Below are 20,308 nucleotides of genomic sequence, written 5' to 3' on the forward strand. Positions count from 1 at the left end.
CGCGGCTTTCCGAATATAGTCTTAAACGAACCACCCGCATATTCGGATCAATCTCTATGCCCTGAATATCAGCGACGGGAAGCCAATTTTTTGTGTTCGGTCGTGAGGAATAAGCTGTAACCAGATGCCTTCTCGAACCGAATATGATCGATGCGCATCACATCGCTCCATCCGGCAGCGTACCGGATTTGGCCTTCACGGTAGTGACAGTCTCCATCGATTGGATTAGGACAATTCCAAAAAGCAGCGATCGCCTGGCCGGCAAGCTCCACAGCGGCCCGCTTCGCCTGACAATTCCTAGATATCGAGGAAGACACCGATGCCAGCTTACCGTTCCAGAACCACGACCCACGGACGCAACATGGCAGGCGCGCGCGGCCTTTGGCGCGCCACGGGCATGAAGGATTCGGATTTCGGCAAGCCGATCATCGCGGTGGTGAATTCCTTCACCCAGTTCGTGCCCGGCCACGTGCATCTGAAGGATCTCGGCCAGCTCGTCGCTCGCGAAATCGAGGCAGCCGGGGGCGTCGCCAAGGAATTCAACACGATCGCCGTCGACGACGGTATCGCCATGGGCCATGACGGCATGCTCTATTCGCTGCCCTCGCGCGAACTCATCGCCGACAGCGTCGAATACATGGTCAATGCCCATTGCGCCGACGCCATGGTCTGCATTTCCAACTGCGACAAGATCACGCCCGGCATGCTGATGGCGTCCCTGCGCCTCAACATCCCGACAGTCTTCGTATCGGGCGGTCCAATGGAAGCCGGCAAGGTCGTGCTGCACGGCAAGACGCATGCGCTGGACCTTGTCGATGCCATGGTCGCCGCTGCCGACGACAAGATCTCCGATGAAGACGTCAAGGTCATCGAGCGTTCGGCCTGTCCGACCTGCGGTTCGTGCTCCGGCATGTTTACCGCAAACTCGATGAACTGCCTGACGGAAGCGCTTGGCCTGTCGTTGCCCGGCAACGGCTCGACGCTCGCCACCCATGCCGATCGCAAGCGCCTCTTCGTCGAAGCCGGCCACCTGATCGTCGATCTCGCCCGCCGCTATTACGAGCAAGACGACGTCAAGGCGCTGCCGCGCACCATCGCCTCCAAGCAGGCCTTCGAGAATGCCATGGCGCTCGATATCGCCATGGGCGGTTCGACCAACACGGTCTTGCACATCCTTGCCGCCGCCCATGAAGGCGAAGTCGATTTCACCATGACCGATATCGATGCGCTGTCGCGCCGCGTGCCGTGCCTGTCGAAGGTGGCGCCCGCCAAGAGCGACGTGCATATGGAGGACGTCCACCGCGCCGGCGGCATCATGTCGATCCTCGGAGAGCTCGACAAGGGCGGCCTCTTGAACCGCGATTGCCCGACCGTTCATGCCGAGACGCTTGGCGATGCGATCGATCGCTGGGATATCACCCGCACCAATAGCGAAACGGTCCGCAACTTCTATCGCGCCGCCCCCGGCGGCATCCCGACCCAGGTCGCGTTCAGCCAGGAAGCCCGCTGGGACGAACTCGACACCGATCGCCAGAACGGTGTCATCCGCTCGGTCGAGCATCCCTTCTCCAAGGACGGCGGCCTTGCTGTGCTCAAGGGCAATCTCGCGATCGACGGCTGCATCGTCAAGACGGCTGGCGTCGATGAATCGATCCTGAAATTCTCCGGCCCCGCTCGCGTCTTCGAAAGCCAGGATGCCTCCGTCAAGGCGATTCTCGCCAATGAGGTCAAATCAGGCGACGTCGTCGTCATCCGCTACGAAGGCCCGAAGGGTGGCCCAGGCATGCAGGAAATGCTCTATCCGACGAGCTATCTGAAGTCGAAGGGCCTCGGCAAGGCCTGCGCGCTTATCACCGATGGCCGCTTCTCCGGCGGCACCTCCGGCCTTTCGATTGGCCACGTCTCGCCGGAAGCGGCAAACGGCGGCACGATCGGTCTGGTGCGCGAAGGCGACATGATCGATATCGACATCCCGAACCGCACGATCAGCCTGCGCGTCAGCGAAGCCGAGCTCGCCACCCGCCGCGTCGAGCAGGACGGCAAGGGTTGGCATCCCACGGAAGTCCGCAAGCGCAATGTCACGACCGCGCTGAAGGCGTATGCAGCCTTCGCAACCAGCGCCGACCGCGGCGCCGTGCGTGATTTGAACGCCCGCTGACCTACGGCGAACCCACTGATTAAAAGTCGGTTGCTTATCCAGCCGGTCGCTTTCACAGCGGCCGGTTGATGTTTTTATAGGTCTCGCCCAATTGCTTAAGCCGTTCGTCATAGGCGGCCTTCAGGCAGGCGGCATCAGCGGCGCATTCCTGTCGCTTCTTCAGCCATGCCGTCTGTTCGTCCTGCAGGGTTCCGCGCGAGCCCATCGCAAGCAGGCCGGAGAGAAGTTCGAAGGTCGTCGCCATCTTCACATCGGCATCATTGAGCGCACGAGTGTCGCAGATGACCTTTTCATCGGCCTTCAATTCCTTCGCATCGCAATCGAAGCTGGCGGCCGCGGTCACATTCGATGAGGAAATCAGGATCGCCAAACCAAAGGCCGCCGTCATCGCTTTTGTCGTCATCATCCAAGTGTCCCTGTTGCCGTCGTTCAGGCCAGCTTGCGCAAGGCCAGAGCCAGGAAGATGATGCAGACGAGCCAGACGGCAAGGATGAAGATCAGTCCGGACCGGCCGGAGGGGCGCTCGATGCGTCGTGCGGCTTCCTCGCGCAATTCGCGCATGACGTCGGCCGGAACGAGCCGCGTTGCCAGCAGGATGCCGAGCGGCACGATGACGAGATCATCGAGATAGCCGAGCACGGGAATGAAATCTGGGATGAGATCGATCGGCGACAGCGCGTAGGCGGCAACGGCGCCGGCCACCCCTTTCGCGTACCGGGGCACGCGCCGGTCCCCGGCGGCAAGCCATAGGGCGACGATGTCACGCTTCAGTGACTTCGCCCAGGTTTTGGCTTTTGATATCAGTTGCATGGCCAATCTTCCTGAATCAAATCCACAGCGACTTCAAGACATTCCCTCGCCGTGTTCTTCCATGCTTCCGCCCTCTTTCCTTTCTAGCGTCGGGCGCTACAACGTTGCTCAAGAGGATTCAAAAAGGATACCTATGCAAGGCCTGATCAAGCGCGCCTCCATCCCGCTGTTCGCACTCATGCTCGCTCTGCCGGCCGCGGCCGTTGCGCAGACGGCAAAGACCGTGCCGGAGAGCCAGATGCAAATGCAGCTCTCCTTCGCGCCATTGGTCAAGCAGACCTCAGGCGCCGTCGTCAACGTCTATGCGGAAAAGATCATCCAGCGCCAGTCGCCCTTTGCCGGCGATCCCTTCTTCGAGCAGTTCTTCGGCCAGCAGATGCCGAACCGCTCGGAAAAGCAGTCCTCGCTCGGTTCCGGTGTGATCGTCGAGGCGAATGGCACTGTCGTGACCAACAATCACGTCGTCGAAGGCGCCGACGATATCAAGGTGGCGCTGTCGGATGGCCGCGAATTCCCCTGCAAGGTGGTGCTGCGCGACGACCGTGTCGATCTCGCCGTATTGAAGATCGATACCAAGGAAAGCTTCCCGACACTGCCGATCGGCAATTCCGATACCGTCGAGGTGGGCGATCTCGTCCTGGCGATTGGCAATCCCTTTGGCGTCGGACAGACGGTGACGAGCGGTATCGTTTCGGCGCTTGCCCGTAACCAGGTGGTCAAGAACGAGTTCGGCTTCTTCATCCAGACCGACGCCTCGATCAATCCCGGCAATTCCGGGGGCGCGCTGATGAACATGAAGGGCGAGCTGATCGGTATCAACACCGCGATCTTCTCGCGCGGCGGCGGCTCGAACGGTATCGGCTTCGCCATCCCCGCCAATCTGGTCAAGGTATTTCTCGCTTCCGCCGATGCCGGCGTCAAATCCTTCGAGCGGCCCTATGTCGGCGCGAGTTTCGATGCCGTGACGTCGGAAGTCGCCGAAGCCCTTGGGCTCAACAAGGTGCGCGGCGCGCTGGTGGTCAAGGTTTCCGACGGCGGGCCAGCGGCGAAAGCCGGACTGAAAGCTGGCCAGATCGTCACCGCTGTCAATGGGATCTCCGTCGAGCATCCCGATGCATTGTTGTATCGCCTGACGACGGCTGGCCTCGGCAAATCGGTCAACCTTACCGTTATCGAGAACGGTCGCGAGCAGCAGCTGTCGCTGGCGCTTGCCCGTGCGCCGGAAACCTCGCCGCGCGACCAGCGTACGATTGGTGGGCACACGCCGTTTACCGGTGCGGTCGTGGAGAATCTCTCGCCGCGTGTCGCCGACGAGCTGCGTATGCCGGCGGAATCGGCTGGCGTCGTCGTTTCTGATGTCAAGGAGGATTCTCCGGCCGCCCGTCTCGGCTTCGAGCCCAAGGATATCATCGTCTCGATCAACGGCACGGAAGTGAAGTCAACCAGCGAGCTGTCCGAGATCGCCGATAGCGATCCCGGCCTCTGGCGGGTGGAGATCGAGCGCGACGGCCAGCGGATCAGGCAGTTCTTCCGATGAGCAATGATCTCTTCGCGCCGCGTATTCCGGAGGAGGTTGCCGCCAGGCGGCCGCTTGCCGACCGGCTGCGGCCGAAGACGCTCGCCGATGTCACCGGTCAGGAACATCTGACCGGTGAGGATGGCGTGCTGAAGAGGATGATCGAGAGCGGTTCGCTCGGCTCGATGATCTTCTGGGGGCCGCCGGGCACCGGAAAGACGACGGTGGCACGGCTGCTTTCTGGCGAGGCGGGACTGGCCTTCGAGCAGATATCAGCGATATTTTCCGGCGTCGCCGATCTCAAGAAGGTATTCGAGGCAGCCCGCATGCGCCGCATGGACGGCCGCCAGACGCTGCTTTTCGTCGATGAGATCCATCGTTTCAACCGCGCACAGCAGGACAGCTTCCTGCCTGTCATGGAGGACGGCACCGTCATCCTCGTCGGCGCCACCACCGAAAACCCGTCCTTCGAGCTCAACGCCGCGCTCTTGTCGCGCGCCCGGGTCCTGACGTTCAAGTCGCATGACGAGGAGAGCCTCGAGGAGCTGCTGAAGCGGGCCGAAGCGATCGAGCAGAAGCCGCTGCCGCTGGTGGAAGAGGCGCGTATCAGCCTGATCCGCATGGCCGACGGCGACGGCCGTGCCGTGCTGACGCTTGCCGAGGAGGTCTGGCGTGCGGCGCGCGAGGGCGAGAGTTTCGATACCGAAGGCCTGACGCGCATCGTCCAGCGTCGCGCGCCGGTCTACGACAAGGCGCAGGACGGCCACTACAATCTGATCTCGGCGCTGCATAAATCCGTGCGCGGCTCGGACCCCGATGCCGCGCTCTATTATCTCGCCCGCATGTTCGATGCCGGCGAGGATCCGCTCTATCTCGGTCGGCGGCTGGTCCGCATGGCGGTGGAGGATATCGGCCTTGCCGACCCGCAGGCTCTGGTGATCTGCAACGCAGCCAAGGATGCCTACGAGTATCTCGGCTCGCCGGAGGGCGAACTGGCGCTGGCGCAAGCCTGCGTCTATCTCGCCACAGCGCCGAAATCGAATGCCGTCTACACCGCCTTCAAGGCCGCGAGCCAAGCCGCAAAGCAGAACGGCTCGCTGCTGCCGCCGAAACATATCCTCAATGCGCCGACGAAACTGATGAAAGGCGAGGGATACGGCGAAGGCTATCGCTACGATCACGACGAGCCGGACGCCTTTTCCGGCCAGGATTATTTCCCGGAGAAGATGGGCCGACAGACCTTCTATGATCCGCCGGAGCGCGGCTTCGAGCGCGATATCCGCAAGCGGCTGGAATGGTGGGCGAAGCTTCGCAAGGAGCGCAATTCCCGCTGACGCGTTGTGCCTGTCTAGTCGGCGAACGGAGCCTCAACCACCAAGGGCGACCGCAGAACAAGCCTCGAACCTACCGTCAATGTCAGCGCCATGATCAATCCGAACAGGACTTCGCCGAGTGCGTCGCCGGGATCGATGATATCGGTGATACGATCGATCGGGCTCGAAGTCATGGGCCGCCCCCAGGGGATGAAGATCGGAGTCTGCTGTTCGTCACTCCGCGATCAGAGCGTGAATGGGAGCCCACTTGCAGCTGGCACGGGGTAAGCTTCGCGACCGGAGAATTGTGACCGACCTCGCGGTTTGATTCATTGATCGCGATCAAAGATCGGAACGGTTGGGCGTTTCGTGATCAACGGTTTTCGGCAGAGCACGTTTGCGTCTGCCCTTGCGGGTCCGAAAGATGTGCGGTGCTGCAAAGCTCAGGAGGGCCGCTGCGCCTTCTGATTTGCGGGCGCCGCGATCACCTTGACGGCGGATTCCGCGAGCCCGTGATGACCTTCCATGTCGACGACGACATGCCAGTGGCCGCTTTCAGGGACGGCGAGCTTGATCGGCGATTTGCGCGCTACGCCGCCGATATATTTGAAGTCGAGAACCTCGGTGAAGCGCTGAAAATTCGGCGCGGTCATCAGACGAACATTGTTCACCGCATTCAACGACACCTCGATGATCGTCCCGGCGCGTTGTTCCTTGAGATCGTAATGGGTGAAGCGGAAGTTCGGTTTCGGCATCGGTCTCGCGGAGTCTGAAATGTCTACGACGAGATTACCAGCATGTCAGTTAATGAAAAGTTGGAAATGGTCCCTCCGCCTCAGACGCCGTTCTCGCGCCGCGTGAGAACGGCAAGAATTGGCGGATACGCATATTGCCGCGCAAAGAGGGCGAGTTCGACTTTGCCGTTTCCAACAGAGACCTCAGAGCGCGGAGTAGACGATGTAAAGCTCGACGCAGGCAAGCACGACGCCGAAGACGATCAGCGCCCGGGCGGTTCGCTTCTCGCGCACTTGCCGGCTGCTGCGCGTGATCCTGTGCGGGCGAAGCGGGTGGAAAGCGGAGGACATGACATGTCGCATGGCATTTGACCTTTGCAATGATGGCGGGAGTCTACTGCCGGCTGCGATAGGAAATCCATTCGGGGCGAAGGGCGAAAACATAGGTATGGCATAAAGGCCGATCGGAGAAATTTCGTCGCGCGGTGTCGGAAAGAAATGATCACCGCCGTCCTTGCGGTATCGAGGCCAACACGGAGCAAGGACATGTCGCAGATGACACTGATTTCGATGATCGCAACGGCTGCCGCATTCCTGGCTGCGCCGGATCTGGCGGGCGCCGGCGGCGCTACGCCTGTTGTCGAGGACAGCAAGGCCATCGCGCCGATCGTCCGTACGGGAAGGATGCCCGTCAACGGCATTGATTATTATTACGAGATCCGCGGCGAGGGCGAACCTTTGCTTCTGCTGCACGGTGGTCTTGGTCAGATTGAGATGTTTACGCCCGTCATGCCTATTTTCACGGATCACCGGCAGGTGATCGCCGTCGATCTTCAGGGCCATGGCCGCACGTCCCTCGGCAAGCGCCCGATCGAGCTCCCGGCGATCGGCGCCGATCTCGCGGTCCTGGTGAAGCAACTCGGCTACGAGAAGGTTGATGTCTTCGGCTATTCCTTCGGCGGCGGAGTGGCGCTGAACATGGCGGCGAATGCGCCCGACCTTGTGCGCCGGCTGGTGATACTCTCGGCCCCCTATGCACAGGACGGTTTCTTCCCAGAGATGCTGCCGCAGCAGGCGGCCGTCGGCGCTGGCATGGCCGAGATGATGAAGGACACGCCGATGTTCCTCTCCTACAAGGCGGTTGCGCCCGATGTCTCCGAGTTCCCGAAGCTGCTCGACGCCATGGGGGCATTGATGCGTGAACCCAACGACTATGGCGATGCGGTCGCGAAGCTCACCATGCCTGTCATGCTGATGTACGGTGATGCTGACATGATCCGTCCCGAGCATATGATCGACTTTTATCACAAGCTCGGCGGTGGTCTGCGCGATGCGGGCTGGATGCGGGAAAACATGTCGAAGAACCGGCTGGCGATCCTGCCCGATCTCACCCACTACGAGACCTTCGCCTCGCCGCTGATGGCGACTATGGCGATGACTTTTCTCGATGGCGGCGGCAAAGCGCCGAACTGGGCGGAGCAGGTCGGAAAATAGAAGATGCGGCCGGGCTTTTCCCGGCCGCTTTTCTTTCCTCTGCCGCCGCGCCGATTTTGCCGATGCGGCCGCATGGGTCTTGGGGCCTTAGGCCGCAGCCGTTCCATCGCTGGGGAAGTCGGTTGAGAGAGCAAGCTCGCGCCAGACGGCTAGCTCCTTTTCGACGCTCGCATGCTGCTCTTCGATCTTCGCCACCGTATCGCTGCCGAACGGCATGCGCAGCGGCGGGTTTGCCGAATTGACCATCGTCATGATGCCGGCTGCAAGCTTGGCGGGGTTGCCGGGCTGGGCATGATTGGCATCGGCGGCGAAAATGCGCATGTTGCCGGCTGGGGTGCCCTCGTAATCGGGAATGGAGGCCGGGCTTACTGCCAGAGACGTGTCGGCGAGAAAATCGGTGCGGAAGAAGCCGGGCTCGACGATCGTTACCTTGATGCCGAAGGGTTCGAGTTCGGCGGCCATCGATTCGGACAGGCCCTCGACGGCGAATTTCGTCGAGCCGTAGACGCCCCAGCCGGGATAGCCGAAGTAACCGCCGATGGAGGAGAAGTTCAGGACGTGGCCGGAACGCTGGCGGCGCATATAGGGCAGAACGGCGCGTGTCACCTTCAGGAGACCGAAGACGTTCGTGGCGTAGAGCTTTTCGATTTCCTCGACCGTGGCTTCTTCGACGGCGCCGAGCAGGCCATAGCCGGCATTGTTGGCGAGAACGTCGATGCGGCCGAAGCGGGCGATACCGGCGGCGGCAGCTTCCTTCGCCTGCGCCTCGTCGGTGACGTCGAGGGCAACCACCAGCAGGTTAGGATGATCGCTGAACTGCTCGGTGATGGTCTTCGGGTTGCGGGCGGTGGCAATGACGGCATCGCCTGAGGCAAGGGCCTCTTTGGTCATCAGCGCGCCGAAGCCGCGGGATGCACCAGTGATGAACCAGACTTTCATGACGAATTCCTTTCGAGCGTTGGCGTCGCATCTCTGTGCTGACGGGTTGAATTTGATCGAAAATCCGCTGATGTATAAGATTTGTTATTATTGAAACTATGATGAGTGAAATTCAGCAATGCGCGCCACCGAACTATCCGAACTCGCGGCCTTTGCCGCCGTCGCGCGGCATAAGAGCTTCCGCAAGGCAGGCGAAGAGCGCGGCGTCACGGCTTCCGCGGTCAGCCATGCCGTGCTCAATCTCGAAGATCGGATCGGTATCCGCCTGCTCAACCGCACCACGCGCAGCGTTTCGTTGACCGAGGCCGGTGAACTCCTGATCTCGCATCTCGATCCGGCCTTCGGTGAGATGACAGCCGCGCTCGACGCGCTGAACCGCTACCGCGACACACCCTTCGGCAAGGTGAGGATCAATGTGCCGAATTCGATCGGCCCCTTCGTCATCGGCCATGTCATCGGTCCGCTGCTCAAGAGAAATCCCAACCTGCAGCTGGAAATCAACGCCACGGACAGGCTGGTCGATATCGTCGAAGAGGGCTTCGATGCCGGCATCCGCTTCGGCGAGCGCGTTACCGAAGGCATGATCGCGTTGCGCATCAAGCCGCGTATGCGCCTGGTCGTCGTCGGTTCTCCCGCCTATTTCGAGACCCGCCCGAAGCCGGAAACGCCGCACGAACTCAAGCGCCACCTCTGCATCCAGAATATGTTTCCGTCAGGCGCGCGTTATGCCTGGGAATTCGAGAAGGATGGTCAGACGGTGAGTTTTCAGCCGGCGGGACCGCTGTCGCTCGACGATCACGAGCTGATGCTGCAGGCAGCGCTTAGCGGCGCCGGCCTTGCCTATATCTGGGAACCGCGCGCGGAGAAGGCGATTGCCGGCGGCGACCTGATCCAGGTGCTGGACGACTGGTGCCAGCCGGAAGAACCGCTCTATCTCTACTATCCGAGCCGCCGCCATATGTCGGCGGGCTTCAGGGCGGTCATCGAGGCGATGCGCGCGGTGTAGGGTTGACAGTCAGGGAACCAGTGCCACCCTCAGCACGCATGCCGGCGATTGTCTGAAGCGCTTCAAAATAAACTGCCAGGTCGCGGGCGGGATCCGCCGGGAGCGCTGCCGCACGGAACACCTTGCCTCCCGTCGCCTCGATCCCGCCGTCGATCATCAGATTGTCGGACATGCCGTGATTTTCGATCGCGATGCCATCCGGTCCGCGCGGGCGCCCGCTCGTCTCATCGATTTCGCACCCCGCGTACCAGATCGAGCGAACGCGCTGGCCGTAGTCGTCGGGGTGATTGGTATAGGCAAAGACCGATTTTCCCAGCGCAATCATGAAACCGATCTCATAGACCGTACCGGGGTCGGCGCTGACGCCGCGGAAGGGCGTGATGTTGGCAAGGCAGATCTCGGCACGACGCATGGCGGTATCGTTGCGCGCGTAGATCTCTGCAGCCGTCCGCTTCACCGGCGTCTGGTTTTCATCGCTGCCGGGACCTGTTGGTTCGAAACCGAACTGGCGCGCCAGGCGGCGTTTTTCGGCCATGATGGGCATGGCATCCGGAAGGAAGACTTCAGGGCCGGCAAGGTAGATGGTGGTCATCGGTATCTTTCACTCACATGCGAAACGAAATGCCAGGCAAGGGCAGCCAGGCACGGAATCCATTTCCGACGGAAGCATCGCAAATGGCAAGCCGTGCCGGCGCCAGTCGGCCGATTTTTTGAGAAGCGGCGTGCTTCAATCTGTCACCCTTTTGACTCCGGCAGACGAACCGGCCAAAGATGCCGCCGTGGCCAGGTCGTCGGGAGAGGTTGATGAACGGTCGGATTTCGCCAGCTGGTATTCGAGCCCCTAAGCGGTTCGTACATCTCTTCGCCGCCTTGGCCGCAACACTGCTGCTGACAACGGTGGCGGTCGGGCAGGACCTAGGGCCGCAAAGCCAGACTTCGCGCGAGCAGGTCGAAAAACTCGTCGGCCTCTGGAAGGATCATTTTGCCGGGGCCGATAGCCTGCAGCAGCGGCGGACCGCCTTCAAGGCGCTGATGGAGACGATGCCTGGGCCGACGCGCATCCAGCTTCGCCAGATCGATGCGGACGGCGTCAATGCCGAGCTGATGTGGCCGGCCCGTCTTCATCACCCGATCGGTCAAAGGGTGATCCTCTACATCCATGGCGGCGGGTTCTCGAGCGGTTCCATCCGCACCCACAGCCTGCTTGCCGGCTCGCTCGCCAAGGCCGCATCGAGCGACGTGCTTCTCATCGATTATCGGCTGGTGCCGGAATATGGTTATCCCGCCCAGATCAACGATGCGCTGACAGCCTATCGATGGCTTCTCGACAACGGCTATGACAATGGGAACGTCGTCGTGGCAGGAGACGGCGCCGGCGGCAATATCGCGATCGAGACCGTGCTACGGCAGATGCAGGCGGCAAAGCCGCTGCCGGCGGGTGTGGTGGCGCTCAGCCCCATCACCGACCTGGCCGCGACGGGCGGATCGATGACGTCGAACGCCGATGGCGATCCGTTGGTCGATAAGGCCTGGATCGAAACCCTCCGCAAAGCCTATCTCGGCCGCCGCTCGCCGACCGATCCCCAGGCGTCGCCGCTTTATGCCGACATGAAAGGCTTTCCGCCACTGCTGCTGCAGGTTGGCTCCGGCGAAGCCCTGCTTGATGACACGCTACGGCTCGCCGACAAGGCGCGCCAGGCCGGCGTGGATGTCACCACCGAGGTCTGGCCTGGCATGCCTCACCAGTGGCAGCTGTTTCCCTCGCTACTCGATGATGCCGATCGGGCGAGCCAGAACATCGCCGAATTCGCGGTCCGGCATTTTGCGGACAAGCCGAAGGAATAGCACGGAAGACTGAGCGGCCAGGCTCGCGTCATTGCGGTGCGTTGCCGGATGGCGAGGATGCCAAGGGCTGTTCGACCTCCCGGCCGACGCTCAGCGCTTTGCGCACATTCGGCTCCAGCCGCTCGACATAAGCGTGGTCGGGAGCAGCCCCTAGCGCATCCAGTACCTTTGAAAAGAAGGACCGTGCAGCGGCAGCCGCCGTGACGTCGAAGATATCGGCATCGCTCAGTCCGTGTTTCTTCAGCCCGTCAATATCCTGCTGCGTGATCGATGTCGCATCGCGCGCCACCTTCGCGGCAAAGGCCATGATCGCGCGTTCGCCGGCGTCGATCGGCGCCCTTTCCGTTTCGTTGACGACCGCCGTCAGCCCGTCGCTGGTGAATCCCTCGCGCAGCAGCACGGAGCCGTGCGCCAGCATGCAATAGGAGGATTTCAGCTCTTTGGCCGCCGCCAACGTCACCAGTTCGTAGCGCCTGAGGCTCATATGGCTGCGAATGCTCGAAAGCAGCGCTCCCCAATTCTCCATCACTTCCGGTCGGTAACCGAAGGCGCGGTACATATTCGGCAGATAGCCGTAGCTTGCCTCCGCCGATGCATACATCGACGTCGTCTTCTCGTTGGCGGATGCATTCGGGGTGTGAATGAAAGCCATGGCGCTACCCTCCCTTGATCTGCTGGGAGAATTAGAGCGACTGCCGTCGACATCAATCTGCCCTCGACCACAGGCTGGCAGCCCGAACTTATCTAATCTCCAATCGCAGCCCGCAGTTGCCGGTTGAGCGGCAGGATATGATGCTCCGTCAGTGCCGCCATCAGAATGTCACCCGGCTCCGCCGGCGATACCCAGCGGATTTCTTCGATCTCCGCCACCGCGCTGACCGCGTGGCCATCGATATGCAGCTGGAAGATATCGGCGACGACGACATGATCCGGCTCGTTGGCTGCCGGTGCCTCGAATTGCCCGAGAAATTCGAGCTCGGCTATCGTCGCAACGAGCCCGATTTCCTCGAAAAGCTCCCTTATCAGCGCTTCCTCAGCCGTCTCACCCGGCTCGATCTTGCCGCCCGGCTGCATGAAGGCCGGCGTGCCGCGCTTGCGCACCAGAAGCACATGGCCATCGTCGCGCACCACGAGGGCGGCAGATATGCGGATCGTTTTCGTCATGCGCAGATCTGAACGGATTCGCTGCCCCAATTCAATCGTCTTCGGCTGATTGGCAACGGCGGCGCGCCTGCCTATATCAGCGATATCGGAAGTGGAAGGCGGATCAGGCGATGTTCCAGGCAGCGGCGATCGAGAGTGATGACAAGGCTGAATTCTATCGTCAGCTCGCCCAGCAATTGGAGGCGCTGCTTGCCGGCGAGTCCGATATGATCGCAAATGCCGCAAACGCTTCGGCACTGATGTTTCAGATGATGCCGGACTTAAACTGGGCCGGCTTCTATTTCCTGAAAGGCGGCGAACTCGTCCTCGGCCCCTTCCAGGGCAAGCCCGCCTGCGTGCGTATTCCCGTCGGCCGTGGAGTTTGCGGCACGGCGGTCAAGGAGGGCGCGTCGATCCTCGTCGAGGACGTTCACTCTTTTCCGGGCCATATCGCCTGCGACGCCGCCTCCCGCTCCGAGCTTGTGGTTCCGGTCAGGAACGGCAGCGACATCATCGGCGTCATCGATCTCGACAGCCCGATCCCATCCCGTTTCGATACGGATGACCAAGCGGGTATTGAACGACTGGCAAAGATTTTTGCCGAGGCGACGACATTCTGACGATCAGAATCGGGCGGCGCGCCACGATAGTCATTGGTGACGGAATGGATGTTTCGCACTTCGCCTGATGCGAGCCGCACTGCCGGTCACGTGCGTGCCTTCAGTTTGTTTGCTCCATGAAAGCGGGATTCGTTGATCGTTTCCCACGTCAGCCAAGTCGCACCTGCTTCTTAGAACGTTCCAATAAATTGATGGGATTTCGATCGAATGAATTTCAAAAATTGATCAATAAACTGGCGCTGTTTCGGCGAATTCACAAATTTCTCTTGACATAATTGGAACGTTCCAAATAGATGAGGCAAGAAACGATGACGTCAGGAGGGGGAAGTGACAAAGGCGCGAGTGACCGTCATCGACATTGCGAAGGCCGCCGGCGTCTCCAAGTCGACAGTGTCGCTGGTGCTTCAAGGCTCGTCTCTCGTCAACGAAGCAACGCGCGCGAAGGTCAATGCCGTCATGCGGGAGCTTGGCTACGTCTACAATCGCGGCGCAGCCAATCTCCGGCAGGCCGGCGCCAAGTCGAGGATCATCGGCGTCGTTGTGAACGATCTGACGAACAGCTTCTTTGCTGAGCTCGCGGTCGGCGTCGATATGGTCGTTCAGTCGGCCGGATTCGTGCAGTTCCTGTCGAACACCGGTGAGAGCATCGACAGGCAGCGCGAGGTTGTCGCATCGATGCGCGAGCATGGCATTTCCGGCCTGATCGTCTCGCCGGCGCGCGCTACCGATGCCGCCGACTTCAAGCCGCTCGTGGCGGCAGGAATTCCTGTTGTGGTCGTCGTGCGAAACCTGCCGGGGGCCAAGGTCTCGTCGATCGTCTCCGATAACCGTGCCGGCATGGCATCAGCCGTTCGACACCTGGTGGAGCTCGGTCACAAGCGCATTGCCTTTCTCGGCGGCTTTCCCGATACCGCCGTCTTCGACGATCGTCTTGCCGGCTACCGAAGCGCGATCGAGACGGCCGGGCTCGGTTACGACGAAGATCTCGTCGTTGCGTCCGCGCCCTCGCGGGCAGGCGGAGTGGAGGCGATCGGAAAGGCACTTGCTCTTGTCAATCAGCCCACCGCGGCCGTCTGCTTTAACGATGCCGTCGCCTTCGGTGTTTGCGACGGGTTGCGCGCACGCCGACTGGAGCCTGGCGCCGACTTCGCCGTCGTTGGCTTCGACGATGTCATCGAGGCGCAGGCGGCGGTTCCCGCGCTGACCACGGTCTCCGTTGATCCGCAGGGCATCGGGCGCAGGGGCGCACAGATGCTTCTCAAGCAGATCAATGCCGGCAAGGCCGAGGCGGAAATGGTGACGACGGCCGTTCGGCTGGTTGTCCGCGACAGCTGCGGAGCCGGCAAGGCCGTGCCGGCGGCGGCCGGCAGAGCGTGATAGTCGAAACAGGATTCCGAGTGACGCACATGAAGAAGCATCTCACCCCAGCCGAAGCGGCGTCGCTGATCCCGGACGGCGCCGTTGTCACGGTGTCGTCTTCGAGCGGTCTGGGTTGTCCCGATCTCATGCTTAAGGCGATCGGCGAGCGTTTCGATGCGACCGGCCATCCTCGCGATATCACCACCCTTCACCCGATCGCGGCCGGCGACATGAGCGGCATCAAGGGAGTCGACTATATCGCCAGGAAGGGCCTGCTCAAGCGTATCATCGGCGGTTCCTATCCGTCAGGTCCGTCCTCATCAGAGCCGCCGCTGATCTGGCAGATGATCACCAACAACGAGATCCCGGCCTATAACATTCCCTCCGGCATCCTGTTCGACATCCATCGCGAAGCCGCCGCAAAGCGGCCGGGCGTCCTGACCAAGGTCGGCATCGACACCTTCGTCGATCCCCGGCGGCAGGGCTGCGCAATGAACGAACGGGCGTCGGAAGACCCGGTGGTCAAGCGTGTCAGCTTCGAAGGGGATGATTGGCTGTTCTTCCCCTCGATCGTCCCTCAGGTCGCCATCATCCGCGCCACCACTGCCGACGAACGCGGCAACCTCACCTATGAACATGAAGGCGCCTATCTCGGCGGCCTCGACCAGGCGCTTGCCGCACGCAACAACGGCGGCGTCGTCATCGCGCAGGTCAAGCGGATCACCAAGGAAGGCTCGCTGAAGCCGCATGACGTCCGGGTGCCGGGAATGCTCGTCGATTATGTGATCGTCGACCCCGATCAGAAGCAGACGACACAGACAGGATATGATCCGGCAATATCAGGGGAGATCTTCCGCCCGCTCGATAGCTTCCGCGTTCCGGAATTCAATGTTCAAAAGGTCATCGCGCGCCGTGTCGCGCAGGAGCTGGAGGCTGGAAGCTGCGTAAATCTGGGCTTCGGTATCTCGGCCAACGTGCCGCGCATCCTGCTGGAGGAGGGGCTCCACGGCGCCGTCACCTGGGTCATCGAGCAGGGGGCGGTCGGTGGCGTGCCGCTGCTCGACTTCGCCTTCGGCTGCGCCTCCAACGCTGACGCCTACATGCCGTCTCCTTATCAGTTCACCTATTTCCAGGGCGCCGGCTTCGATGCATCGCTCTTGTCCTTCCTCGAAATCGGTAGGGACGGTTCGGTCAATGTCTCCAAGCTGTCGTTCCGGCCGCATGTCACCGCCGGCGCCGGAGGCTTCGTCGACATCACGGCGCGGGCCAAGAAGATCGTCTTCTCAGGCATGTTCAATGCCGGCGCGAAGCTGTCGATCGCCGACGGAGCTCTGCTCATCGAAAAGGAAGGCAAGCTGAAGAAGCTGGTGAACGAGGTCGAACATGTCACCTTCAGCGGCCGGCGCGCGATAGAGCAGGGGCAGGACATCACCTATGTCACCGAGCGGTGCGTGATGAAGCTGACACTTGGCGGCATCGTGCTGACCGAAATCGCTCCCGGCGTCGATCTTCAAGCTCATATCCTCGACCAGTCCGAATTCCCGCTGATCGTCGCTCCTGATCTCAAGGTCATGGAGGCCGGACTCTTTCGCGAGGCTGGGATCGGCCTGTCGCTTCCAGCAAAGAGGGCTCGGACATTGGAGGGCACCTTCAATGGCTAGCGGAACGGTTAAGGTCGATATCGAAGGCCACGTCGCGACGCTGACGATCTCTCGGCCGGAGAAGCTGAATGCACTCGACCTCGACATGCTGAAAGCCTTGGCCGGCGCAGTCGACTTGGTGGAGGCGAACCCGAATGTGCGCGCCGCCGTTCTCACCGGTGAAGGGAAGGGCTTTTCCGCCGGAGGCGACATCAAGGCCTGGGGCGGAATGCTGCCGCAGGAGTTCGGTCACGCCTGGGTGCGGCACGGCCATCGCATATTCGAAAGGCTGGCGACGTTGCGAGTGCCGCTGGTCGCGGCGCTGAACGGCCACGCCCTCGGCGGAGGGCTTGAGCTGGCGGGCGTTGCCGACATTCGCCTTGCGGAGGAGCAGATCAAGATCGGCCTACCGGAGACCGGCCTCGGCATGGTGCCGGGCTGGTCCGGAACCCAGCGTCTCGTGCGCCGCTTCGGTGCGCAGGTCGTCCGACGTATGGCGCTCGGCGGCGAAATATTCACCGCCGAGGAGGCGCGCCTGCTCGGTATCGTCGACGCGGTCGTTCCCTCGGGAACTTCGCTGACATCCGCCAGGAAATATGCCGAGCGGATTGCCGCGCGGGGACCGGCCGCCATCGAGATCGTTAAGTTGATGATCGCGTCGGCGAACGGTGAGGACAATGGAACCGCGGTCGAAGCCCTCGGCTCGATCCTCGCCGCCAAGACCGGCGATCTGAAAGAGGGCGTCGCGTCGTTCAGCGAGAAGCGCCCGGCAACATTCAAGGGAGAATGGTAATGACGGTTCTCGTAAACCCCACTGCGCTGAGCGACCATAGAGCGCGCGATTTCAGGATGCTCATCGACGGCAAATGGGAGGCCGGTGTTTCCGATCCGATCGAGCGTGTCGCGCCGAGCCACGGCGTCGTGGTCAGCCGGTTCCCAACTGGCAGCAGGACGGACGCCGAGCGCGCCATCGCCGCCGCACGCAAAGCCTTCAATCTCGGGCCGTGGCCGCGAATGACTGCTTCCGAACGTTCCGCCATCCTTTTGAAGGCGGCGGATTTGATAGAGGCACGTGCGGAAGAGCTGGCATTTCTCGACGCCATCGAGGCAGGAAAGCCGATCGCGCAGGTACGGGGGGAAGTTGCAGGCTCTGTCGACATATGGCGCTATGCGGCGGCCCTGGCCCGCGACCTCCACGGCGAAAGCTACAACACGCTCGGCGACGGCACGCTTGGTATCGTCCTGCGCGAGGCGATCGGCGTGGTATCGATCATCACGCCCTGGAATTTTCCATTCCTGATCGTCGGCCAGAAACTGCCATTCGCTCTGGCCGCAGGCTGCACGACCGTTGTCAAGCCCTCGGAACTGACCTCGGGATCGACGCTCGTCCTGGGTGAAATCCTGCAGGAAGCGGGCGTCCCGGAGGGCGTCGTCAACATTGTCACCGGCACGGGACCTGAGGTCGGCGCGGTCATGACCTCTCATCCCGACGTCGACATGGTCTCCTTCACCGGCTCGACCGGTGTGGGCAAGCTGACCATGTCGAATGCCGCGCAGACGCTGAAGAAGGTCTCGCTGGAGCTGGGTGGAAAGAACCCGCAGATCGTCTTCCCGGATGCCGATCTCGATGCCTGCATCGATGCCGCCGTCTTCGGCGCATATTTCAATGCCGGCGAATGCTGCAATGCCGGCTCGCGGCTGATCCTGCACAAATCGATCGCTTCCGATGTCGTCAAGCGGATTGCCGAACTGTCGAAGAGCGTGAAGGTCGGCGACCCGCTTGATCCTTCGACGCAGGTCGGCGCGATCATCACGCCGCAGCATCTGGAGAAGATATCCGGATATGTCGCCGGTGCCAGGAGCAGCGGCGCCCATATCGCCCATGGCGGGGAGAGGCTCGATCTCGGCATGGGACAGTTCATGTCGCCGACGATCCTCGAAGCGGTCACGCCTGACATGGCGGTGGCCCGCGAGGAAGTCTTCGGTCCGGTCCTGTCGGTCCTGACATTCGAAACGACTGCCGAGGCCATCAGGATCGCGAATTCCATCGACTACGGTCTGTCGGCCGGGGTCTGGAGCCGCGATTTCGATACCTGCCTGACCATCGGCCGGTCGGTGCGGGCGGGCACGGTCTGGATGAATACCTTTATGGACGGCGCCTCGGAACTTCCCTTCGGTGGCTACAAGCAGAGCGGCCTCGGCCGTGAGCTCGGTCGCCATGCGGTCGAAGACTATACGGAGACCAAGACGCTGAACATGCATATCGGCAAGCGCACCAATTGGTGGATGCCGCAGAGGTAAAGCCGGTCTAACCGGCATTAAAGCTACGCCTGAGGAGGGCGGGTGATCGGGTGCGGGAATGGGTTCCGCATCCTTCAAACGGGAACTGGGAGGTTCTTCGATGAATAGGTTTTTAAGCTCGGCGGCGATTGCTGTCGTGATGGTTTCTGGTTTGGGTGGGGCTCATGCTGCCGACGTGAAGGAAGTGCAGATGCTGCACTGGTGGACGTCTGGCGGCGAGGCTGCGGCCTTGAACGTCTTGAAGCAGGATCTGTCGAAGGAAGGCTTTGCCTGGAAGGACGTCCCGGTTGCCGGCGGCGGCGGTGATGCGGCGATGACGGCGCTGAAGGCGATGGTGGCGGCCGGCACCTATCCGACAGCCTCGCAGATGCTGGGTTATACCGTGCTCGACTATGCCCAGGCCGGCGTCATGGGTGATCTGACGGAGACGGCCAAGAAGGAAGGCTGGGACAAGTCGGTGCCGGCAGCGCTGCAGAAATTCTCCGTCTATGACGGCAAGTGGGTCGCAGCCCCGGTTAACGTGCACTCGGTCAACTGGCTGTGGATCAACAAGGCCGTGATGGACAAGATCGGCGGCAAGCAGCCGAAGAGCTTCGACGACCTGATCGCGCTGCTCGACAAGGCGAAGGCCGCCGGTGTCATCCCGCTGGCGCTCGGCGGCCAGAACTGGCAGGAAGCGACGATGTTCGATTCCATCGTGCTGTCGACCGGCGGCCCGGAGTTCTACAAGAAGGCCTTCAACGATCTCGACGAGGCGTCGCTGAAGTCGGACACGATGAAGAAGTCCTTCGACAACCTGGCGAAGATCGTCAAATATGTCGATCCGAACTTCTCCGGCCGCGACTGGAACCTGGCGACCGCCATGGTCATCAAGGGTGACGCGCTGGTGCAGGTGATGGGCGACTGGGCCAAGGGCGAATTCGTCGCCGCCAAGAAGAAGCCGGATGCCGACTTCCTCTGCTACCGCTTCCCCGGCACCGAAGGCAGCGTGATCTACAACTCCGACATGTTCGGCATGTTCAACGTTCCCGACGACCGCAAGGCCGCCCAGGTGGCGCTGGCGACGGCAACGCTGTCGAAGAGCTTCCAGTCGGCCTTCAACGTCGTCAAGGGCTCGGTCCCGGCCCGCACCGACGTTCCCGACACCGACTTCGACGCCTGCGGCAAGAAGGGCATCGCCGATCTGAAGGCGGCCAACGAGGGCGGCACGCTGTTCGGTTCGCTCGCTCAAGGGTATGGCGCGCCTCCGGCAATCGCCAATGCCTATAAGGACGTCGTCTCGAAGTTCGTCCACGGCCAGATCAAGAGCTCCGACGAAGCTGTCAAGCAGCTCGTCCAGGCGATCGACGACGCCCGCTGAGTTCTGCCGATGAACACGGCTTCCCCGCGTCCTGCGCGGGGAGGCTTCAGCCCCTGACGGATATGTGGGG

At 61.7% G+C, this 20,308-nt stretch carries 20 protein-coding genes and 1 pseudogene; 12 read left to right on the top strand and 9 right to left on the bottom strand.

The features are described 5' to 3' along the window. Positions 1 to 319 precede the first annotated feature (319 nt). On the top strand, positions 320 to 2,158 hold the full coding sequence (gene ilvD, locus NE852_RS08615) for a dihydroxy-acid dehydratase (RefSeq protein WP_008521265.1): 1,839 nt from the start codon (positions 320 to 322) through the stop codon (positions 2,156 to 2,158). A 52-nt stretch (positions 2,159 to 2,210) separates the two neighbouring features. Here ilvD and NE852_RS08620 read toward each other — a convergent pair whose 3' ends face one another. Continuing rightward, positions 2,211 to 2,564 carry a lysozyme inhibitor LprI family protein gene (locus tag NE852_RS08620; RefSeq protein WP_008521263.1) on the bottom strand — a complete coding sequence of 118 codons (354 nt, stop codon included), beginning with the start codon at positions 2,562 to 2,564 and terminating at the stop codon, positions 2,211 to 2,213. A gap of 23 nt (positions 2,565 to 2,587) precedes the next feature. Further along, positions 2,588 to 2,968 carry a YkvA family protein gene (locus tag NE852_RS08625; RefSeq protein WP_008521262.1) on the bottom strand — a complete coding sequence of 127 codons (381 nt, stop codon included), beginning with the start codon at positions 2,966 to 2,968 and terminating at the stop codon, positions 2,588 to 2,590. Between the two features lie 133 nt (positions 2,969 to 3,101). Between NE852_RS08625 and NE852_RS08630 the strand changes: the two genes are divergently transcribed. Together NE852_RS08630 and NE852_RS08635 are read left to right on the top strand one after the other, a co-directional pair. Then, entirely contained in the window at positions 3,102 to 4,505 is a 1,404-nt protein-coding gene (locus NE852_RS08630; protein WP_258156400.1) for a DegQ family serine endoprotease, read from the top strand. Then, positions 4,502 to 5,818: a replication-associated recombination protein A gene (locus NE852_RS08635; RefSeq protein ID WP_258156401.1), complete on the top strand. Its 1,317-nt coding sequence runs from the start codon at positions 4,502 to 4,504 to the stop codon at positions 5,816 to 5,818. Before NE852_RS08630 ends, NE852_RS08635 begins: the two co-directional genes overlap by 4 nt. 56 nt (positions 5,819 to 5,874) lie before the next feature. On the opposite strand, the pseudogene NE852_RS08640 reads toward NE852_RS08635, so the two are convergent. The 3 genes and pseudogenes from NE852_RS08640 to NE852_RS08650 form a co-directional block, all read right to left on the bottom strand. After that, positions 5,875 to 5,991 (bottom strand): annotated as a pseudogene (locus NE852_RS08640) (VIT family protein); the annotation flags it as partial. A 249-nt stretch (positions 5,992 to 6,240) separates the two neighbouring features. Continuing rightward, positions 6,241 to 6,552, bottom strand: coding sequence for a DUF1883 domain-containing protein (locus NE852_RS08645; RefSeq protein ID WP_008521250.1), 312 nt, complete (start codon positions 6,550 to 6,552; stop codon positions 6,241 to 6,243). 183 nt (positions 6,553 to 6,735) lie between these two features. Continuing rightward, positions 6,736 to 6,882, bottom strand: coding sequence for a hypothetical protein (locus NE852_RS08650; RefSeq protein ID WP_164841409.1), 147 nt, complete (start codon positions 6,880 to 6,882; stop codon positions 6,736 to 6,738). Between the two features lie 147 nt (positions 6,883 to 7,029). Between NE852_RS08650 and NE852_RS08655 the strand changes: the two genes are divergently transcribed. Further along, complete coding sequence (locus tag NE852_RS08655) at positions 7,030 to 8,025, top strand: alpha/beta fold hydrolase (RefSeq protein WP_258156402.1); 996 nt, start codon at positions 7,030 to 7,032, stop codon at positions 8,023 to 8,025. 87 nt (positions 8,026 to 8,112) lie between these two features. Here NE852_RS08655 and NE852_RS08660 read toward each other — a convergent pair whose 3' ends face one another. Further along, a complete protein-coding gene (locus tag NE852_RS08660; protein WP_008521233.1) occupies positions 8,113 to 8,964 on the bottom strand; it encodes an oxidoreductase in 852 nt (283 codons plus the stop codon). Positions 8,965 to 9,082: 118 nt separating this feature from the next. Here NE852_RS08660 and NE852_RS08665 point away from each other — a divergent pair, with 118 nt between their 5' ends. Continuing rightward, a complete protein-coding gene (locus tag NE852_RS08665) occupies positions 9,083 to 9,970 on the top strand; it encodes a LysR family transcriptional regulator (RefSeq protein ID WP_008521231.1) in 888 nt (295 codons plus the stop codon). Here the strand turns inward: NE852_RS08665 and NE852_RS08670 are convergent. Next, positions 9,945 to 10,562 carry a nucleoside 2-deoxyribosyltransferase gene (locus NE852_RS08670; protein WP_258156403.1) on the bottom strand — a complete coding sequence of 206 codons (618 nt, stop codon included), beginning with the start codon at positions 10,560 to 10,562 and terminating at the stop codon, positions 9,945 to 9,947. The genes NE852_RS08665 and NE852_RS08670 overlap by 26 nt on opposite strands. 212 nt (positions 10,563 to 10,774) lie before the next feature. Here NE852_RS08670 and NE852_RS08675 point away from each other — a divergent pair, with 212 nt between their 5' ends. Further along, positions 10,775 to 11,815, top strand: a complete 1,041-nt coding sequence (locus tag NE852_RS08675; protein ID WP_008521216.1) for an alpha/beta hydrolase — start codon at positions 10,775 to 10,777, stop codon at positions 11,813 to 11,815. Positions 11,816 to 11,843: 28 nt separating this feature from the next. On the opposite strand, the gene NE852_RS08680 is transcribed toward NE852_RS08675, so the two are convergent. Next, positions 11,844 to 12,467, bottom strand: coding sequence for a carboxymuconolactone decarboxylase family protein (locus NE852_RS08680; protein ID WP_258156404.1), 624 nt, complete (start codon positions 12,465 to 12,467; stop codon positions 11,844 to 11,846). Between the two features lie 92 nt (positions 12,468 to 12,559). Then, entirely contained in the window at positions 12,560 to 12,979 is a 420-nt protein-coding gene (locus NE852_RS08685; protein WP_037170549.1) for an NUDIX domain-containing protein, read from the bottom strand. A gap of 110 nt (positions 12,980 to 13,089) precedes the next feature. On the opposite strand from NE852_RS08685, the gene NE852_RS08690 reads away from it, so the two are divergent. From NE852_RS08690 to NE852_RS08715, 6 genes are all read left to right on the top strand, one after another. Further along, entirely contained in the window at positions 13,090 to 13,578 is a 489-nt protein-coding gene (locus tag NE852_RS08690) for a GAF domain-containing protein (RefSeq protein WP_008521203.1), read from the top strand. A 327-nt stretch (positions 13,579 to 13,905) separates the two neighbouring features. Further along, on the top strand, positions 13,906 to 14,955 hold the full coding sequence (locus NE852_RS08695) for a LacI family DNA-binding transcriptional regulator (RefSeq protein ID WP_008521201.1): 1,050 nt from the start codon (positions 13,906 to 13,908) through the stop codon (positions 14,953 to 14,955). Positions 14,956 to 14,984: 29 nt separating this feature from the next. Continuing rightward, complete coding sequence (locus tag NE852_RS08700; RefSeq protein WP_258156405.1) at positions 14,985 to 16,598, top strand: acyl CoA:acetate/3-ketoacid CoA transferase; 1,614 nt, start codon at positions 14,985 to 14,987, stop codon at positions 16,596 to 16,598. Further along, positions 16,591 to 17,370 carry an enoyl-CoA hydratase/isomerase family protein gene (locus NE852_RS08705; RefSeq protein ID WP_008521199.1) on the top strand — a complete coding sequence of 260 codons (780 nt, stop codon included), beginning with the start codon at positions 16,591 to 16,593 and terminating at the stop codon, positions 17,368 to 17,370. The genes NE852_RS08700 and NE852_RS08705 overlap by 8 nt, the downstream gene beginning before the upstream one ends. Continuing rightward, complete coding sequence (locus NE852_RS08710) at positions 17,370 to 18,878, top strand: aldehyde dehydrogenase family protein (protein ID WP_037170548.1); 1,509 nt, start codon at positions 17,370 to 17,372, stop codon at positions 18,876 to 18,878. The genes NE852_RS08705 and NE852_RS08710 overlap by 1 nt, the downstream gene beginning before the upstream one ends. A gap of 100 nt (positions 18,879 to 18,978) precedes the next feature. Continuing rightward, positions 18,979 to 20,238 carry an ABC transporter substrate-binding protein gene (locus tag NE852_RS08715; protein WP_258156406.1) on the top strand — a complete coding sequence of 420 codons (1,260 nt, stop codon included), beginning with the start codon at positions 18,979 to 18,981 and terminating at the stop codon, positions 20,236 to 20,238. Positions 20,239 to 20,308: the final 70 nt, after the last annotated feature.

The organism is Rhizobium sp. Pop5 (assembly GCF_024721175.1).
Lineage (GTDB): Bacteria > Pseudomonadota > Alphaproteobacteria > Rhizobiales > Rhizobiaceae > Rhizobium.

Coding starts and splice junctions, on each gene's coding strand:
- NE852_RS08705 (WP_008521199.1), top strand. CDS start 16,591: ATGGCTAGCGGAACGGTTAAGGTCGATATCGAAGGCCACGTCGCGACG.
- NE852_RS08690 (WP_008521203.1), top strand. CDS start 13,090: ATGTTCCAGGCAGCGGCGATCGAGAGTGATGACAAGGCTGAATTCTAT.
- NE852_RS08660 (WP_008521233.1), bottom strand. CDS start 8,964: ATGAAAGTCTGGTTCATCACTGGTGCATCCCGCGGCTTCGGCGCGCTG.
- NE852_RS08650 (WP_164841409.1), bottom strand. CDS start 6,882: ATGTCCTCCGCTTTCCACCCGCTTCGCCCGCACAGGATCACGCGCAGC.
- NE852_RS08675 (WP_008521216.1), top strand. CDS start 10,775: ATGAACGGTCGGATTTCGCCAGCTGGTATTCGAGCCCCTAAGCGGTTC.
- NE852_RS08635 (WP_258156401.1), top strand. CDS start 4,502: ATGAGCAATGATCTCTTCGCGCCGCGTATTCCGGAGGAGGTTGCCGCC.
- NE852_RS08710 (WP_037170548.1), top strand. CDS start 17,370: ATGACGGTTCTCGTAAACCCCACTGCGCTGAGCGACCATAGAGCGCGC.
- NE852_RS08715 (WP_258156406.1), top strand. CDS start 18,979: ATGAATAGGTTTTTAAGCTCGGCGGCGATTGCTGTCGTGATGGTTTCT.
- NE852_RS08655 (WP_258156402.1), top strand. CDS start 7,030: ATGATCACCGCCGTCCTTGCGGTATCGAGGCCAACACGGAGCAAGGAC.
- NE852_RS08620 (WP_008521263.1), bottom strand. CDS start 2,564: ATGATGACGACAAAAGCGATGACGGCGGCCTTTGGTTTGGCGATCCTG.
- ilvD (WP_008521265.1), top strand. CDS start 320: ATGCCAGCTTACCGTTCCAGAACCACGACCCACGGACGCAACATGGCA.
- NE852_RS08665 (WP_008521231.1), top strand. CDS start 9,083: ATGCGCGCCACCGAACTATCCGAACTCGCGGCCTTTGCCGCCGTCGCG.
- NE852_RS08670 (WP_258156403.1), bottom strand. CDS start 10,562: ATGACCACCATCTACCTTGCCGGCCCTGAAGTCTTCCTTCCGGATGCC.
- NE852_RS08680 (WP_258156404.1), bottom strand. CDS start 12,467: ATGGCTTTCATTCACACCCCGAATGCATCCGCCAACGAGAAGACGACG.
- NE852_RS08685 (WP_037170549.1), bottom strand. CDS start 12,979: ATGACGAAAACGATCCGCATATCTGCCGCCCTCGTGGTGCGCGACGAT.
- NE852_RS08700 (WP_258156405.1), top strand. CDS start 14,985: ATGAAGAAGCATCTCACCCCAGCCGAAGCGGCGTCGCTGATCCCGGAC.
- NE852_RS08625 (WP_008521262.1), bottom strand. CDS start 2,968: ATGCAACTGATATCAAAAGCCAAAACCTGGGCGAAGTCACTGAAGCGT.
- NE852_RS08645 (WP_008521250.1), bottom strand. CDS start 6,552: ATGCCGAAACCGAACTTCCGCTTCACCCATTACGATCTCAAGGAACAA.
- NE852_RS08630 (WP_258156400.1), top strand. CDS start 3,102: ATGCAAGGCCTGATCAAGCGCGCCTCCATCCCGCTGTTCGCACTCATG.